This window comes from Microcoleus sp. Pol7_A1, from assembly GCF_036701085.1.
Taxonomy (GTDB): Bacteria; Cyanobacteriota; Cyanobacteriia; order Cyanobacteriales; family Microcoleaceae; genus Microcoleus; species Microcoleus asticus.
Map to the genome: position 1 here is coordinate 135041 of NZ_JAUBQD010000009.1, position 15630 is coordinate 150670.

The 15630-nt window shown below is 45.7% G+C and carries 14 protein-coding genes; 4 read left to right on the plus strand and 10 right to left on the minus strand.

The window, feature by feature from the left end; translation table 11 throughout:
- Positions 1-61: 61 nt before the first annotated feature.
- From ntrB to QUA20_RS08345, 3 genes are all read right to left on the minus strand, one after another.
- Positions 62-931: a nitrate ABC transporter permease gene (gene ntrB, locus QUA20_RS08330; RefSeq protein ID WP_333187532.1), complete on the minus strand. Its 870-nt coding sequence runs from the start codon at positions 929-931 to the stop codon at positions 62-64.
- A gap of 170 nt (positions 932-1101) precedes the next feature.
- Positions 1102-2424: a CmpA/NrtA family ABC transporter substrate-binding protein gene (locus tag QUA20_RS08335; protein WP_333187535.1), complete on the minus strand. Its 1323-nt coding sequence runs from the start codon at positions 2422-2424 to the stop codon at positions 1102-1104.
- Positions 2425-2508: 84 nt separating this feature from the next.
- On the minus strand, positions 2509-4446 hold the full coding sequence (locus QUA20_RS08345) for a ferredoxin--nitrite reductase (RefSeq protein ID WP_445304653.1): 1938 nt from the start codon (positions 4444-4446) through the stop codon (positions 2509-2511).
- Between the two features lie 562 nt (positions 4447-5008).
- Here QUA20_RS08345 and QUA20_RS08350 point away from each other — a divergent pair.
- A complete protein-coding gene (locus tag QUA20_RS08350) occupies positions 5009-5224 on the plus strand; it encodes a hypothetical protein (protein ID WP_172190671.1) in 216 nt (71 codons plus the stop codon).
- A gap of 74 nt (positions 5225-5298) precedes the next feature.
- Here QUA20_RS08350 and QUA20_RS08355 read toward each other — a convergent pair whose 3' ends face one another.
- Entirely contained in the window at positions 5299-5619 is a 321-nt protein-coding gene (locus QUA20_RS08355; protein WP_333187539.1) for a hypothetical protein, read from the minus strand.
- 7 nt (positions 5620-5626) lie between these two features.
- On the opposite strand from QUA20_RS08355, the gene QUA20_RS08360 reads away from it, so the two are divergent.
- Both QUA20_RS08360 and QUA20_RS08365 read left to right on the plus strand, forming a co-directional pair.
- Positions 5627-5767 carry a hypothetical protein gene (locus QUA20_RS08360; protein WP_333187544.1) on the plus strand — a complete coding sequence of 47 codons (141 nt, stop codon included), beginning with the start codon at positions 5627-5629 and terminating at the stop codon, positions 5765-5767.
- A gap of 1309 nt (positions 5768-7076) precedes the next feature.
- Positions 7077-7979, plus strand: coding sequence for a PEP-CTERM sorting domain-containing protein (locus tag QUA20_RS08365; protein ID WP_333187546.1), 903 nt, complete (start codon positions 7077-7079; stop codon positions 7977-7979).
- A 98-nt stretch (positions 7980-8077) separates the two neighbouring features.
- Here the strand turns inward: QUA20_RS08365 and QUA20_RS08370 are convergent, their stop codons facing one another.
- From QUA20_RS08370 to QUA20_RS08385, 4 genes are all read right to left on the minus strand, one after another.
- Entirely contained in the window at positions 8078-10732 is a 2655-nt protein-coding gene (locus QUA20_RS08370; protein WP_333187549.1) for a C39 family peptidase, read from the minus strand.
- A gap of 549 nt (positions 10733-11281) precedes the next feature.
- Positions 11282-11722: a peroxiredoxin gene (locus tag QUA20_RS08375; protein ID WP_172192900.1), complete on the minus strand. Its 441-nt coding sequence runs from the start codon at positions 11720-11722 to the stop codon at positions 11282-11284.
- 47 nt (positions 11723-11769) lie between these two features.
- Positions 11770-11925 carry a hypothetical protein gene (locus tag QUA20_RS08380; protein WP_333187551.1) on the minus strand — a complete coding sequence of 52 codons (156 nt, stop codon included), beginning with the start codon at positions 11923-11925 and terminating at the stop codon, positions 11770-11772.
- 155 nt (positions 11926-12080) lie between these two features.
- On the minus strand, positions 12081-13571 hold the full coding sequence (locus QUA20_RS08385) for a catalase (RefSeq protein ID WP_333187553.1): 1491 nt from the start codon (positions 13569-13571) through the stop codon (positions 12081-12083).
- A gap of 156 nt (positions 13572-13727) precedes the next feature.
- On the opposite strand from QUA20_RS08385, the gene QUA20_RS08390 reads away from it, so the two are divergent.
- A complete protein-coding gene (locus tag QUA20_RS08390; protein ID WP_333187555.1) occupies positions 13728-14009 on the plus strand; it encodes a type II toxin-antitoxin system HicB family antitoxin in 282 nt (93 codons plus the stop codon).
- Here the strand turns inward: QUA20_RS08390 and QUA20_RS08395 are convergent.
- Positions 13989-14324 (minus strand): transposase, encoded by a 336-nt coding sequence (locus QUA20_RS08395; protein ID WP_333187557.1) that lies wholly within the window; start codon positions 14322-14324, stop codon positions 13989-13991. The two genes, QUA20_RS08390 and QUA20_RS08395, sit on opposite strands and share 21 nt — an antisense overlap.
- A gap of 238 nt (positions 14325-14562) precedes the next feature.
- Entirely contained in the window at positions 14563-15060 is a 498-nt protein-coding gene (locus QUA20_RS08400; protein ID WP_333187559.1) for a helix-turn-helix domain-containing protein, read from the minus strand.
- Positions 15061-15630: the final 570 nt, after the last annotated feature.

Sequence of the window (15630 nt, forward strand, 5' to 3'; positions counted from 1 at the left end):
CATTCCCCATTCCCCATTCGCCATGCCCGATGCCCGATGCCCAATTCCCCATTCCCAAATCCTATTTCTGTTCTTCTGGAACAACTTTGGAAGCGATAAAACCAACAATTCTGTCTAAAATCAAACCGACAATTCCTACATAAAGCACTGCTAGAATCACGGCGCTGAGTCGAGAACTGTTGTAAGCGTCCCAGATGAAGAAGCCGATGCCGACGCCGCCGACTAACATTTCCGCAGCTACGATCGCCAGCCAAGACAAACCGATGCCAATTCTCAAGCCAGTGAAGATGTAAGGAACAGAAGAAGGGAGCAGGATTTTCCAGAAGTATTTTTGGTTGGGGAGGCGCAAGACTCGGGCGACGTTTCTGTAGTCTTGGGGTATTTGTTGAACGCCTACTGTCGTGTTAATTAAAATCGGCCAAATTGCTGTAATTAAGATGACGAATAATGCTGACACTTCGTTAGCTTTCACCCCCATGCCTTCAAAGGGATTGAACTGTTGAAATACAGCTAGGGCGATCGGCAGCCAAGCCAGGGGCGGGATAGTTCTGAATACTTGAAACAGCGGGTCTAAAGCATCGAACATTAGGGAGTTTGTGCCGATCAGGATTCCTAAACTGATGCCGAGAACTGCTGCCAAAGTAAACCCGATCGCCACCCGCTGCAAGCTAGCCAAAATTTGCCAGAACAAGCCTTTGTCTGTACCGCCGTTGTCGAAGAACGGATTGATAATCAGATTCCAGGTTTCTTGGACAGCTTTGATTGGTCCCGGCAAGCTGGACTCTGGACTGTGGCAGAGGATTTGCCAAATTATGAGCAGAACTGTAATTGCTACCAGCGGGCGGATGATTTTTCGGCGGTTTTTTTGAACCCGATCCAGAACTAAATTTACGGGATTTTTACTTTTAGTAACAGCGAGATTTGTTGCCATTTTTTTTGCAGTTTTGTGAATAATCGATTATTTGTAGATACTTTGAACAGAGTTCAGCAGGTTTATTCCGTAGAACGAGTCCTCTGTTTTTCTCGATCCAACACCGTCAATTTTAGGCATTTCTCAAGTGTCAAGTGTCAACACTAAACTGTCAACACTCAACCAACTAATTATGCTTTTTTGATTGCCAGACCCTTCAGATATTCTTCTGGTTTTTCTGGGTCAAACTTCACGCCGTCAAAGAAGGTTTCGACACCGCGAGAACTGGTAGTAGGAATTTGGGCTGCGGGAACGCCAAGTGCTGTCGCTGCTGCTTTCCAAATATCTTCACGGTTAACTTTATCAACGGTTGCTTTGATGTCGGTAGTTGCCGGGATATAGCCCCAGCGAATATTTTCAGCTAAGAACCAAGCATCGTGACTCTTGTAGGGATAAGAAGCATTATCCGCCCAGAATTTCATCGCCACTGGGCTGGCAGCTTCTATGCGGCCGGTACCGTAGTCAATTTGACCTTTAGAGCGACCGATAATATCTGCTACTGGAACTTTTAACCACTTATCTTGAGAGATTATTTGGCACATCTCATCATGATTTTCTGCCTTGTCGCACCACTGCTGGGCTTCCAGTACGGCCATTGTAATTGCTTTAGCAGCTTTGGGGTTTTTCTCAACCCAATCTCCTCTTAAAGCTAAAGCTTTTTCTGGGTGGTCTTTCCAAAGTTCTCCGGTTACTAAGGCGGTGTATCCTACCTTTTGAGTAACTAGCTGAGCATTCCAAGGTTCGCCTACGCAAAAGGCTTCCATGCTGCCAGATTTCATGTTCGCTACCATTTGGGGCGGCGGTATGGGAATCACCGAAACATCTGTATCTGGATTAATACCGCCGGCTGCTAGCCAGTAGCGCATCCACAAGTCGTGGGTGCCGCCGGGAAAAGTCATAGCAACAGGAACGTTTTGATTGCCAAAACCTGCCTTCAGGGGTGCGCTGTCTGTACCTACTTTTAAATCTAGGTATTTTTTGCTGAGCGAAATTGCCTGACCGTTAGTATTTAACCGCGCCACAATGTTCATCGGCACTAGCTGATTGTTTTTGGTAATTGTGCCTAATGTCAATTGGTAAGGCATAGGGGATAAAATGTGGGCCCCGTCAAGGCCGCCTTTGTCGGAACCGAGTTCTAATTTGTCGCGAGTAACTGGCCAAGATGCTTGTTTATCAACAAGTACGTCTTTCATTCCGTACTTGGCAAATAACCCTTTTTCTTGGGCAATGATTAAGGGTGCTGCGTCGGTGAGGGCGATGAATCCGAGTTTGGCTGCGGTAACTTCTGGGGCGTCGGCAGGGTTGATGTTGACTGCTGGGGCGGCGCTGGGTGTGGCGCTGCTGGAAGTTGCGCTAGATGTGGTGGAACCGGAACTGCAACCGTGGGCTAGTAAGGTGCCGGCTGCTGTTGCTCCGGCGGTGATGATGAATTTTCTTCTGGAAAGGTTGCTCATTTGTCTTGAATTGTTGTTGTACTTTGAGATGGTGGAAATGTGAGATTGCCTCGCGACCTTCGCATCGCACCTCACATTGTGAGATTAGGCGTCGATCGACACTTTGCCGATCGCCCGCGCGCTGCAAGCTAAAATGAACCCTGGTTCTAAGTCTCGGGCCGCGTCAGGTTGGCTGTCGTAGACTGTTTGTCCTTCTAGGAGTTGCTGCTTGCAAGTGCCGCAGCTTCCCGACCGGCAATTGCTGTCAAGTTCGACTCCGGCCCGTTCGGCAACATCGAGAATGAACTCATCTTCGCTGCAAGCAACTTCTTTGCCCGATCGAGCGAAAATGACAGTAGATGTCTGAGGTTTGGCTGCCGGGACTGCCGTTTCGTCCCTGTCAACCGTCAGTTGCAGTTGCCGGTTGAGGGAAGCTACCTCATCTTCTTGAGATAGATTGAGAACGGCCCCGAAGTTATCGACTAAAAGTTGGTGCAGCACTGGTTTGAGGTCTTCGCAAGGGACGCTTTTTTGGACGCAAGTACCCAAATGAGCGTCTTTGCCCACTGTGCCTCCCATGTAAATGTCTACACCTTCGAGGGTTTTGCCGTTCTTGCGAACTTTTGTGCCCATCAAACCGATGTCTGCTACTTGGGGTTGACCGCAGGAATTGGGGCAACCCGTCCAGTGAATTCTGACCGGTTTGGGAACTGACAGTTCGGCTTCGAGTTCTTCAATCATTGCCACGGCGCGGCTTTTGGTTTCGATGAGGGCGAAGTTGCAAAACTTCGAGCCGGTGCAGGAAACCAAGGCTCGCATCAGGGGTGCGGGGTCGATGGAAAAACGCTGCAACAGCGGTTCTTTGACCAGCGATTCAATCCGCGAGTCGGGAACGTTGGGAACAATGACGTTTTCTTCGACGGTGAGCCTGAGTTCGCCGCTGCCGTAAACCTCGGCGATTCTGGCCAAATCGAACAAATCCGATGCTTGCAGACGTCCGACGGGAACGTGCAGCCCTACATAGTTGAGCCCAGATTGTTTTTGGGGGTAGATGCCGATGTGGTCGCGTTTGTCCCAGGTGATTTCATCTTTGAGGGCGGCGGCGGGCAAAGTGCGACCTAATTCTTGTTCCACTGCGGCTCGGAATTGTTCAATTCCGAGTTCGTCAATCAGCCACATCAGCCGCGATTTTTGGCGGTTTGCTCTCGGGCCTCGATCGCGAAACACAGTTAATATGGCTTTGCACAAATCTACAACGTCGCTGGGACTTGCCCAGACGTTGAGAGGAATTGCAGCTTCGCAGCGTTTGGCGGAGAAGAAACCGCCGACTAAAACGTTAAAGCCGATGTTGCCGTCTTGGTAAGCGGGTACGAAGGCGATGTCGTTGATTTCTGCGTGAACTGAGTTGTCGCGGCAGCCTGCGATCGCAATATTAAACTTTCTCGGCAAATTTGAAAACGCGGGGTTGCCTTCGCCGCTGTTGGTAATCATGTCTTGGACTTGGTTCGCCAGTTCCCGCGTATCTATCAGTTCGTCCGCGTCCAAGCCCGCGACTGGGGAACCCGTGATGTTGCGCACGTTGTCCATGCCAGACTGAATGCTGGTCATGCCCGCTTCTTTGAGGCGGCGGAAGATATCGGGCACGTCTTCGATGCGAATTCCGCGCAGTTGCAGGTTTTGTCTGGTGGTGATGTCGGCGCTGCCGTCGTCCCCGTAGCGCTGGACGATTTCTGCTAGCGTTTTCGTTTGATTGCTAGTAATGATGCCGTTGGGCAAGCGCAGCCTCATCATGAATTTGCCGGGAGTTACTGGCCGAAAAAAGATGCCGAGCCATTTGAGGCGGTGCTCGCGATCGATTTCGTCCATTGCTTCCCAGCCGATCTCGGCGAAGTGGTCGAGTTCGGCTGTTAATGCTAAGCCATCTTTTTCGGCTTTGAGTTTTTCAAACTTGTTCAGGCTGGCTTGGGCTTTGGGTTCTACTGTTTGGGTCATCGGTTTACCCTCGCTGCTGGCTTGTTGGGGAGAAGTATTGACTTGGAGCATAAAGTGTGTGTTTCCTGCTAACCTTAGTGAGTGTATAGATTTAAAACTGTATATTTAGTTACTAGATCGAATTTCTTTTAAGCATGGTTGGTCTTCTGTAAACTTGAGCTTGACTGGGCGCTGGCTCGAACGTCGCAAAACTATTTATGGTTATAGTTGCTACCGATGGTTCGGTCGATCGCTGCGTTTCCATGCACCTTAGTTATGAGCTAATGTAAAGCGCACCACTGTAAACATTCGTAGCTATTTTTACAAAATATTGAGTTTTATGAATTTTTCGCATACATCTGATGCGTTTTATACATGGGTAATGGGTAAAGACACCCACGCAGCGAAAAAATCTCTTTAAATCTTTAGATTTGGGAGGGCAGAGGGGGAAATTGGAAGATATAAAATCATCTTGTGACTAAGATCGCAGACTTAAAACGCAGTTCGTCACACAATTAGAGCGGTCGCTGTCACACAGTTTGCCTCAAAACATCACGTTCTCTGCTATGCCAGCGTCACTCTTAATTTTTAGAGAAGGAGAGATGATATAAGTATCGAATTCAGGGAACGTCTTATGTTTTTAGTTCAACTTATCCCCGGCGCTATTTCCGAAATGCTTGCCTCTGTTAGCGATACGGGTTGTTTGACTTTAGCCGATCGCTACGGTTTGATGGCTGCTGTTTTAGACGACTCTCTCGACGATGAATGCAGACTTTCGATCAACCGCCTGCTGCGTTCTGTTCTCAGGGGAAGAGTGAAGATAGTCAACGAACTCTCGGCGATATGTTAAGAGCATTAAAAAAATGGCAATGCCCAATAGTTGCTCGCAACTATTTGTGAAATTTGATTGATTTATGCAGCGCTTCAAGTGTTGAAAACACCGCCAGAGTTAGAAGGAACCCGCGATGCCTGCACCGGATGTATGGCAGAAAGTTTCTTGAGTGTTCTAAAAACGTGCGATCGCTCCTCGCCGTCGAAATTTTTTTGATTCTCCAATTCTCGCTTTGTGCAGCACTTGCAGAAAAAGTGCTGATTCACAGTTTGTCGAGCCGTGTAGAGCCGATTGGGTCGATCGCTTCTAGTAAAATTAGTAAAATTGTGGGCGATCGGCCTTTTAGAAGTTTGAGGACTGAAGTCATCACAACAAACGTAATTATAATTATTTAACAGGGTTGGAGATGACACACAATTTATGAAAATTATTAATCAAACAATCGAAATATTAACAGAATCAGGCATCGGCATCTACAACATTATATCAAATCCGATAGCATCGGAATTAATATTACCCAAAGCTTTCGAGACGGCAGTGCCGTGTCCCTACCGCCATTAATTGTAGGGACACGGCACTGCCGTATCCTCTATATAATTCCGGTGCAACTGGAAACTATATCACACACCCTTCAAATTTTATTGGTAATTTATCAAAAATTAATTAAATAGATCGGCAGGAAAAAACAATAATATCTTGTAGGGGCCGGTAAAGCCGGGATCTTGAATAGCAGGCAGTTTATTGCTCCACTCAACAGCCTAAACCCGGTAGTCGGTTTATTTGCACCGATACAGGACTTATATCAAATCCGGTAACGTTAGAGAGTCGATGGTAGGGTGTCCCCTACCATCTCTCCTACAAAACCGTGCTTGCGACTTTCACCGCACACGGCTCCTGAGTGATGTAATCCTGGTTATGGATACAGTACGATCAAATCATGATCTGATTGCTACGGCTTGATAGTTTTCCTTTTACCCCTACATCCCACCATCAGATTTTTCTGTGGCATTAGGCTTTTAGAGGGCTACTTAGTCTCTATCTTTTACATCGCCCGGCGCTGTCAGCATATCTCTGTCATTACAACAGGGCATTGGCTTCTGCAACCATCCCACACACTCACAGCTTACGGCTAGCAACCTACTTATTTTTAAGGGCTGTGAGAGCTTTACTTCGTTCCGATTACACATTGGTTGAACATGACAGCGTAATGCTTTCCACCGGGTTTTTGGGCAGTGCTAATAAGTCAATCCGATAATTGCTTATGCCCTATCCTTGCCTTTTGGCTTGGTCAGTCAGCCGTTTGACCATCTATCATAACGGTGGTTCAGACACATTTTTGCTTTCGCTACGCATAAGTTCTTGCTCGACAGCTACCCCATTCGGCTAGGAGTCTTCTGCCTTTTATCCCCGCTTTATCCTGTTAGTTGCTATTTAACATTGATAGGGGATATGCTTTTACCGCTGCACCTGCGGACTAGGACTTGACTTAATGTCTCACCCAGAAGTGTAATCAGTTATCATTGACTCATCTGAGTCAGGCTAACCGTCCCTGAATAGGAGTACCTATCCATTTAGGCTAAACGAATCGCACATCGGAATTAATATTACCCACAGCTTTCGACACGACAGTGCCGTGTCCTTAAAATTAATGCGGGTAGAGACTTAGGCACTCGCGGTGTCCTATACATCATGTATGAGTGCTGGCATGGGTTCGTTTTTTTAACCGATATAATTGATATAATGCGATCGCCTCACCCAATCTTTACCGAAACTTTAATAAATTCGGCCGAAATATATGATTGACTGAAAATTAAAAACAGTCGATCGAGCAGACTTGATACTTTAAAACTCATTTCCCCGGGAGAATGTTATGACTTCCATTACTAGAAACAGCATCCACTTGACTTACTCAGTGGCTGTTTTATTTGCAATAATCGCACTACAGCAACAAAAAGCTACAGCAGCAACGCTATCTAACGGCTGGAATTATGCGATCGATTCCTTCAGCGATGGCGTGACAGGGGATCAAATCGGCGGCGGCGCATTTGAATTTTACGGCATCGCCATCAAAGAAACCTCAGATACAGCTTTCATCGCGATTAACTCCAATCTGAGTTTAGCAGGATACGCCGACCCACTAGCTCAAAGAGGCAACATCAACTACGGCGATTTATTCTTCAATTTTTCCGGTCAAAATTTCAATACAGCTAACGCAAACGGCAGCTTGTTTGGTATCCGCTTTGCCGGAGGAAATGACTCAAGCGTAGCCACAACAGGCATTTACAGTAACGTTACTGCTAAAAACGTCACCCAAACTAACTCTGGCTTTACTAATTTAAATCAATTCAATACGGTAGCTTCATCTCAAGGCGGAACCCCATCAATGGGCGATTTAGCTGCCACAGACCCCTATTTTGAACAAACAGGTAACTGGACGGTTCTCAACTCAATTGCTACGGGTACAAAAGTAGGAGAAATCAATGTTTTAACGCCAGCAACTTTGAGCGCCCTCGGTCTTAATTTCGCTCAGTTTAATGCAGTAGGTTCTCAAACAATCGGATTCAGTTTCAATAAATCCTCAATGCCTTCGGGGAACTATATTGCTAACTTTTTTGCCGAGTGCGCTAACGATGCGATCGCCATTAAAGGCTCTTTTGAACAAGGCTCTGCTGAACCAGTACCAGAACCTGCTACTATCTTCGGTACTTTAGCCGGACTTGGGATTCTAGGCATTGGTGCAGCGAAACGCAAAATAAAGCGCAAGATTGCCTGAGTTATGTAGGGTGCGCACGGAGTACCTTACGAATAGCTGTAATGCGCACCTTACGAATAGTCGTAGTGCCTCAAACTACTTGCAAACGATAGAGTAGATTATCGAGAGATAAAATGCGCCCAAACATTCCCATCTGGCCCAGCAACTTGATTGACGTAGCTGTAGGGATACATCAACTTTCTCCCCTCAGTATCGCTGTAACCGGTGAGTGCATTTCCCCAAGGATCTTGCACGATATAACCCTGAGAATTGTAGCCAATTAAAGTAATAATGTGACCGGCCGCAGTAAAATCTCCCGCTAAAACTACCGGCCGCCGATTCAGCAATTCCGATCGCACATCGGCCCACGTGCGAGTCGTACTAAAACTTGTCTTAAACTCGTAAGCTTGAATCAGTGCCGAAAGTACGTTGTGATCGGTTTGAGAACCCTGACCGGCATAGTCGAAACACCACTGCAACAACTCATCCTCCAACTGTCCGCCCCACTCAGAACGAACGCCGTAGTAATAAAATACCATCGCGATCGCAGTTACGTTGCAAGTAGACCAATCAAAACGCGGATTGTCCCGCTGCGAAAAATACGGCACGTTCAATTCCACATTGTTCGGAACCGGATCGAAAATTTTATCTCCCCGCTTGAACTGAACAAAACTAGGAAAAACATAACCTGTATTGCCCAAATTAGGCAGTTCTTCAGTCAGGGAAACTTTCAGGTGAGATCCTTCCGCACCGTAGCTGTTCACGCCGTAAACTCGACCTAAAGGCAGCGTAGTTTTCTCGGTACTGCTCAGGCTAGCAGCATCTACCGGTCGTTTTTTAAAGACTGTTGCTTGCAGGATTGTCATCGTCAAAGCATCGGGGTCAAAGGGAACTTCTTTGCCGTCTTTTTTAATTTTAACGTCCTGCCAATAAATAAATCCGATATTGCCGAAACCGGGAATAGGTTCGGCGAGAGTTACTCGGAAATGCCCCAAAATGCAGGCATAACCAGTGATGGCATAGGTGCTGCCTAAAGTTATTTGAGCAACTTGATTTGCAGGCAGTTTAGATGAATCTTCTGGTTGACCTTTAATCTGAGTTGTTTGAGTTACCAAAAGTTGAGCGCTGACGTTGCTATTCGGTACGTCTGCCAGGTCAAATCTTAGGATTTGAGAGCCTTTGGCAAGCTGAACGTCGGGTTCGTAAAAATAGCCAAAAGTGCCGATCGGTGAAATTGCTGAATCCACAACCACCTTGAGATGCCCGTCAATAAATCCGTATTTGCTAACCGCCAAAGTCTGGCCTGCTTTGACAAAAACTTTTTGCTGATTGTTGAGCCGGGAAGAATCAAGCGGAGCTACCTTAAACAAAGTGTCAGAAACTATTTTTAAGGTCAAACCTTGTCCGACAGTCAGCGGATCGGAACTTACGGTTATGTAAATTATTTGGCTGCCAGTAACGTTGCCTTTGCTGTCAGTGGCCCGCAACCTGAGCCACCGAGCTCCAGCTACGCTAAATCCTTTAGACAAATTAACTTGCCAAGTGCTGGCCTGTTGGTTTAGCGTGACGCTTAGGGGCAATGTATCCTCAGCTATCACCTCAATTTTTGCTGCTTGTTGCCGGTCAAAAGTACCCCGAAGGACGATCGGCTGATTTACTAAAACTTCTGACGGCCCTTGATAACTTAAATTCACAGCGGGATTGAAAGATTTGCCACCGCGGCTGAATTGCACAAAATCGGGATAAATGAAACCCGTATTGCCAAATTGCGGCAAATTCTCGGTCAGCGAGACTTTAATGTGGCTTTGTTCGATCGAGAATCCGGCAATTCCGTAAATCATTCCCGCCGGCAAGGTAAATTTTTCTTGGGGTGGCAGATTAGCGGCATTTACAGGCTGCTTTTTGATCGCAGTAGTTTTGATAACAGTCATCGTAACTGCATTTCTATCATACTCAATTCCCCTCCCGTCTCGCAAAATTTGGACGTGCTGCCAGTACACAAATCCCGAAGTTCCTAAGTTAGGAACTGCCCGAGCAAAAGCGACTCGAAAATGGTTTTCCACGCAAGCGTAGCCAAGAAGATTGAAAGTTTCTCCCGCGTTAAATTGTAATTTCTGAGTTGCTCCTAAAGTTGCAGAATCTGCGGGGGTTAACTTTAACCATGTCTTTTTGATAACCCACAGTAACTGCATTCCAGGCGGCGGGGCCGGCAACTCGGCGCGATCGAATATGAGAATTTTTGCGCCTTTGGTGATGAGTACGTGTTTTTCGTATAAAAAGCCGGACTTTCCCACCGGAGAAATTGCATTATTTAGTTGAATGTTCAGGTGTCCGTCTTCTAACTCGTAGTCGGTAATTTGATAAGTTTTACCTGCAGGTATGTCCGCTTTTTGCTGCGGGTTGAGATTGCTCGCGGGCAGTGTTCCGGCTTTGAATACGGTATCTCTGAGAGTAATTAACGTGAAAAATTGAGCGGGCGACTGAGAAGCAGGATTAACTTTGATGTTAATTGTTTGTTGGCCGATAACTTTGCCTGTCTTATCAGTTGCCCTCACCTGCAGTGTGCGAGTTCCTGCGCTATCGAATCCTTTTTCTAAACTGATGTTCCAAATGCCTCTAGAGAGATTTATCCCCACATTCAGCGCATTTGAGCCTTCTGCTGCTGAAATCGCTGCCACTAAATTTTTGTCAAAACTGCCAACTAAGACAGCGGCTCTATTGGCCTCAATTTCTCGCGGGCCTAAGTAACTCAAAATAATGTTGTTGGTTGTCATTATATATCCCTCTACCTACTTAGTTATTCAGCTAAAGCAAGGATAACTTCTGATTTTATCAAACACAATGACCCGAACCAGGAAAAAACCGCCCCTAGATTAAGCCTACGGGCGGTTAATGCGTTTTCCAGCATAAGTTTTTAATTATTGGGGCGAGTTGCGCCACAAATCTAACTTTAGGCGCACACTAAGCACATTAACCGAATAAATGGGTGGTTGAGCGGATTTGTGGTGCAAGTTTTGAGGGAAGGAATTTAGTTCGAGTAGTTTGCTTCCCCCTGTACCCTTGACCCCTCATTTGCTGAGTCAATCGATTTTAGATTTTAGATTTTAGATTTTAGATTTTAGAATTGAAGCATTGAAGCATTGAAGCATTGACCCCACGGATGAATCCGGGGGCTTGTATCCTGGATGCTTTCGGTCAGGACTTACAAAAAAAACCCGGTTTCTACGAGAATATTGCCTATAGCAACGAGGCATCTAGAAAGAAACCGGGTTTTTAGCCGTTTAATGTATCCAGGAAGGTTAGTGCGATCGCCTAAACTTCGACTAAACTATGGTGACAAGAATATCTTGAGCGTGAGTGTCAACTTTCATGGTTTCGCCCTCATAAACTTGAATGATTTTGCCGGTACCGTCGATGACGAAAGTAACGCGCTTGGCATAATCGCCTTTCTCGACATCGTAAGCTTTGGTAATCGTGCCATCAACATCTGCTAATAGCTGGAAAGGCAAACCGTATTTCTCTGTGAACTTTTGGTGCGATTCTTCGTTGTCTCGGCTGACACCGAGAACTACTATATCTTTGCCCTTGTATTCTTCATGGGCTGCTTTGAAGCTTTGGGCTTGTCTTGTGCAGCCGGGGGTGTCATCTTTCGGGTAGAAATACAAGATTACGGTTTTACCGGCGAATTGGGACAGGGAGACTGTGTTGCCGTTTGTGTCTTTGGCGGTAAACTGAGGGGCAGCGCACCCAACTGGTAAAGTCATAGTTTTGTTTCCCTTGTTTGGTTTTTCTTGCAGTTCCTCAACTTATTTTAGTTGGTTCTGTCGCTTTGCAAGAGGCCTTTGTTAAAAATCGCGATCGCCCCCAACTCCATGACGTTAAGCTTTACTGCATTTAACTTGCACCTAAGACGCGGGCTAAGAGTGCCTATTACACGCATAGTTTCAATACTGAGATCTTGCACCATTGTCAATAATCCTTTGTGGAACAGGCAAGATGCCTGTTCCACAAAGAGTAGATTTTCTTGTGGAACAGGCAAGATGCCTGTTCAGCAACAATACTGCAAGATGTGAGAATAGACATCTGCTAAAAAGCAGATGTCTAATTGAATGTTCGCGGGTTCTACACACCAACGGGTTGACCAGCAGCGGGCATCATCGACGGATCGATCGCAATTCCTAAACCTTCTGCGACTTGGCGGCCGTAATTCGGATCGGCGCGGAAGAAATGGCACAGTTGGCGCATCTGAATCTCCGGTTTTGCTGCACTCAAACTTTCCACAATGTTAGCGACAAGTCGCTGCTGTGCGTCGGGTTTCATCAAGCGATAGAGGTCTCCTGCTTGGGTGTAATCGTCATTGCCCTTACGGTGATCGTAGCGATCGACTTTGACATTTCCTAAGTCCCAAGCTGGGTCAGCATAGACCGAGTTTTGCTTCGGCGCGTCCTCGTGGCTGTTGGGTTCGTAGTTGGGCCCGCTACCACCGTTGTTACCCGGTGCCATTGCGCCATCCCGTTGATAGTGCATCACCGGACACTTTGGTTGATTGACGGGCAATTGTTGATAGTTTGCACCGAGACGGTAGCGTTGAGCATCTGCATAAGACATGATGCGAGATTGCAGCACTTTGTCTGGAGAGAAGCTAATACCTGGAACGACATTAGAAGGGGAAAATGCCGCCTGTTCTACCTCCGCAAAAAAGTTTTGTGGATTGCGATTGAGTTCAAGAATTCCCACGTCAATTAACGGAAACTCTGAGTGCTTCCACACTTTTGTCAAGTCAAAGGGGCTTTCGCGATACTCTGCGGCCTGGGCCTCGGTCATTACTTGAATGCAAAACCGCCACTTGGGATAATTACCTTGGTCGATCGCCTCAAACAAGTCGCGAGTCGCATGATCGGGGTCTTTGCCTTTGATCTGCGTCGCTTCTTCGGCGGTGAAATTATCAATACCTTGCATGGTTTTGAAGTGGAATTTGCACCAAACCCGTTCTCCTCGATCGTTGATTACGCTGAACGTATGGCTGCCAAAACCGTCCATGTGGCGGTGGTTTTTCGGCGTACCGCGATCGGAAAACAGAATTGTCACCTGATGCAAAGCTTCTGGACTCAGCGACCAGAAATCCCATTTCGCGTCAGGATCTTTGAGATGCGTTTGGGGATGGCGCTTTTGCGTGTGGATAAAATCAGGGAATTTGAGGGGATCGCGGATGAAGAAAATAGGCGTGTTGTTGCCTACTAAATCCCAGTTGCCTTCTTCGGTGTAGAACTTGATCGAAAAACCTCTGGGGTCGCGTTCGGCATCCGCTGAACCTTGTTCGCCACCTACGGTAGAGAAGCGGAGGAGAACCTGAGTTTCTTTGCCAACTTCTGAGAATAGCTGAGCTTTGGTGTAGCGAGTAATGTCATGGGTAACGGTAAACGTGCCAAATGCAGCGGCTCCTTTTGCATGGACAACGCGCTCAGGAATGCGTTCCCGGTTGAAGTGAGCCAGTTTTTCCATCAGGTGAAAATCCTGCATGAGGATAGGCCCGCGTTCACCCGCAGTCAAGGAATTCTGGTTATCTGCAACCGGAATTCCGCTAGCGGTTGTCAATGTTTTGTCTTCTGTCATAGTGGGTAAATTGATTGCTGCATCCTAAGTATTCTATACCTTTCTGGAGCCCAGGTGTTTCTGCGGAGGTAATTCTCAGATCGGCGATCGGATGTTAAATTATTAGTGTGTTTTCAAAATTTGCTGATTCAATTAAAACTAATTTCCAAAGAAAAGATGATTGATTATTACACTGTGATTCTCCGAAAAAGTGCTGATTATTGGGTTTCTTTGTGTTTAGAAAATGGATTGGTGGGACAAGGAAATACTCCCGAACAATCTATTGATAAACTCAAACAAGCTATTGAGTCATTTTCCGAAGTCTATGAATCCGAGTCTGATGTTTATCTCAGCCCTCTTTCTATTAATGAATTACACGAGTTTCTAACTTTAGAAGATGCAGAACCCTCAGACACTTCTGCAGCTTATACCAATTTCCTAAATATTTGCTACAGATAACCCCTTTAATATGAATGGATATCCAGTCAAAGAAGCAATCACTTCGTTAGTCAGATTTTTTAACTCTTTTTGCAGAGCCTCTCTCAATTCTTCTCGGCCATCAAATCTCAACCATTTCAATTGTTCCTTGATATACCCCCACAGCCTTTCTATGGGATTTACTTCCGGACTATAGGCCGGCTGAAATAGTAAAATCACGTTTTCTGGTATATTTAGATTCAATGAACTATGAAATCCTCCATTGTCTAGTTGAATGATATGCAAATCAAGAGGATAAGCAGCGGCAAATAGCTCTAAAAACTTCTCAAAACACACGGCTCGTCTAGATGCGTAAATTCATAAAAGAATCCCGCTCCTGTTTGAGGCTCTACTACTCCATATAACCACAGATATATAAAGTCCCATTGCACCTTTCCGTGAGGCTTAATTCCTTTGCCAGTTAATTTCCTTCTTTGAATTGTATGTAGCCCCATTCGACTTTCGTCTTGACTCCCATAGCGAATTTTATGCCACTGCTTTAAAAAGCTCTCACTTTGACTCAGGCTGGCTTTTATCAACGATGGTAGTTTTTTTTAAATTCTTCTACTGCACCTTTTTTCTGTTTTTCGCTCACGGGACGTGGCACTTTTAATTTCCCTTTGAGCCGATATCTCGCCCACTGATGTACTGTCCGATATGCCACTTTTACTTCACAGCAGCTTGTCAACCATTGATGTACTTCTTTGTAGCTACTGAATCCTTCTGGCTCTTGCAATTCCTTTGATAATCTCTCTATAGTTTCGGGATTCATTACTCTTGGTCTTCCCGAACGCGGTTTCTGAAATAATAATTTTTCTATTCCCCCCGCTCGATAGCTAGACAACCATCTTTGTATTGTGGTACGATGTTTTCCTAACCGCACAGCAGCCGATAATACGGTTTCTACAGTTTGGGTCTTGAGCCAATACAGGACTTGCAGTTTTTCGTGGCGAGTCGCATCTTTCTCTTTCCTCAGAAGAGCTTTCAGTTCTTCTTCTGTTTCCCTAATTTCAATTTTGACAACTCCTGACATTTTTCTTCCTTATATTTGGGTACTAATTCACCAAAGGTACACCTACTAACTGTAGCATTATTTTAGGAAATTGGTATCAGAAAAGTTTATGCCTAAAAACCTTCCATCTTTAAAACCTAAAGTATCAATTAAAATTTAAGAATAAAACGGATGTCAGTTTTACCGAGAGGGGAAAAGGGAGCATCGTTTATATAGGCGTGAAATTGAAGGTCTAAAAATGATTGTTCCGATTGATATCGGTGCAGGAAACGTCACCAGCTTATGTGTTGCGGATTTTCATGCAATTTGGGTTTACCGATCTAGAAATCGAGGGGATAATTAGTTAAGTCCGCCTTGATTATTTAGCCATTGAATGAGCAATTTTACTAGACAACAATTGACTAATCAATACCCCAATCTTTCAGTTGTCTTGTAACTGATTGGATAGGAAAAGCAAGAGCCGAGCCAGAACCACAACGCTCCAACTGTTGATTCTGTGTTTGAATGGTAGAACCTGGAGTTTAGACTAAAAGCGATATGAGAGAACGCAAACCAAATGGAATTAGAGATTAAAAATATTATCTTTTCAGC

What these genes read in the sequence shown, in the direction of transcription:
- ntrB (WP_333187532.1), bottom strand. Translation starts at nt 931, where the DNA reads ATGGCAACAAATCTCGCTGTTACTAAAAGTAAAAATCCCGTAAATTTA.
- QUA20_RS08335 (WP_333187535.1), bottom strand. Translation starts at nt 2,424, where the DNA reads ATGAGCAACCTTTCCAGAAGAAAATTCATCATCACCGCCGGAGCAACA.
- QUA20_RS08345 (WP_445304653.1), bottom strand. Translation starts at nt 4,446, where the DNA reads ATGCTCCAAGTCAATACTTCTCCCCAACAAGCCAGCAGCGAGGGTAAA.
- QUA20_RS08350 (WP_172190671.1), top strand. Translation starts at nt 5,009, where the DNA reads ATGTTTTTAGTTCAACTTATCCCCGGCGCTATTTCCGAAATGCTTGCC.
- QUA20_RS08360 (WP_333187544.1), top strand. Translation starts at nt 5,627, where the DNA reads ATGAAAATTATTAATCAAACAATCGAAATATTAACAGAATCAGGCATC.
- QUA20_RS08365 (WP_333187546.1), top strand. Translation starts at nt 7,077, where the DNA reads ATGACTTCCATTACTAGAAACAGCATCCACTTGACTTACTCAGTGGCT.
- QUA20_RS08370 (WP_333187549.1), bottom strand. Translation starts at nt 10,732, where the DNA reads ATGACAACCAACAACATTATTTTGAGTTACTTAGGCCCGCGAGAAATT.
- QUA20_RS08375 (WP_172192900.1), bottom strand. Translation starts at nt 11,722, where the DNA reads ATGACTTTACCAGTTGGGTGCGCTGCCCCTCAGTTTACCGCCAAAGAC.
- QUA20_RS08380 (WP_333187551.1), bottom strand. Translation starts at nt 11,925, where the DNA reads ATGGTGCAAGATCTCAGTATTGAAACTATGCGTGTAATAGGCACTCTT.
- QUA20_RS08385 (WP_333187553.1), bottom strand. Translation starts at nt 13,571, where the DNA reads ATGACAGAAGACAAAACATTGACAACCGCTAGCGGAATTCCGGTTGCA.
- QUA20_RS08390 (WP_333187555.1), top strand. Translation starts at nt 13,728, where the DNA reads ATGATTGATTATTACACTGTGATTCTCCGAAAAAGTGCTGATTATTGG.
- QUA20_RS08400 (WP_333187559.1), bottom strand. Translation starts at nt 15,060, where the DNA reads ATGTCAGGAGTTGTCAAAATTGAAATTAGGGAAACAGAAGAAGAACTG.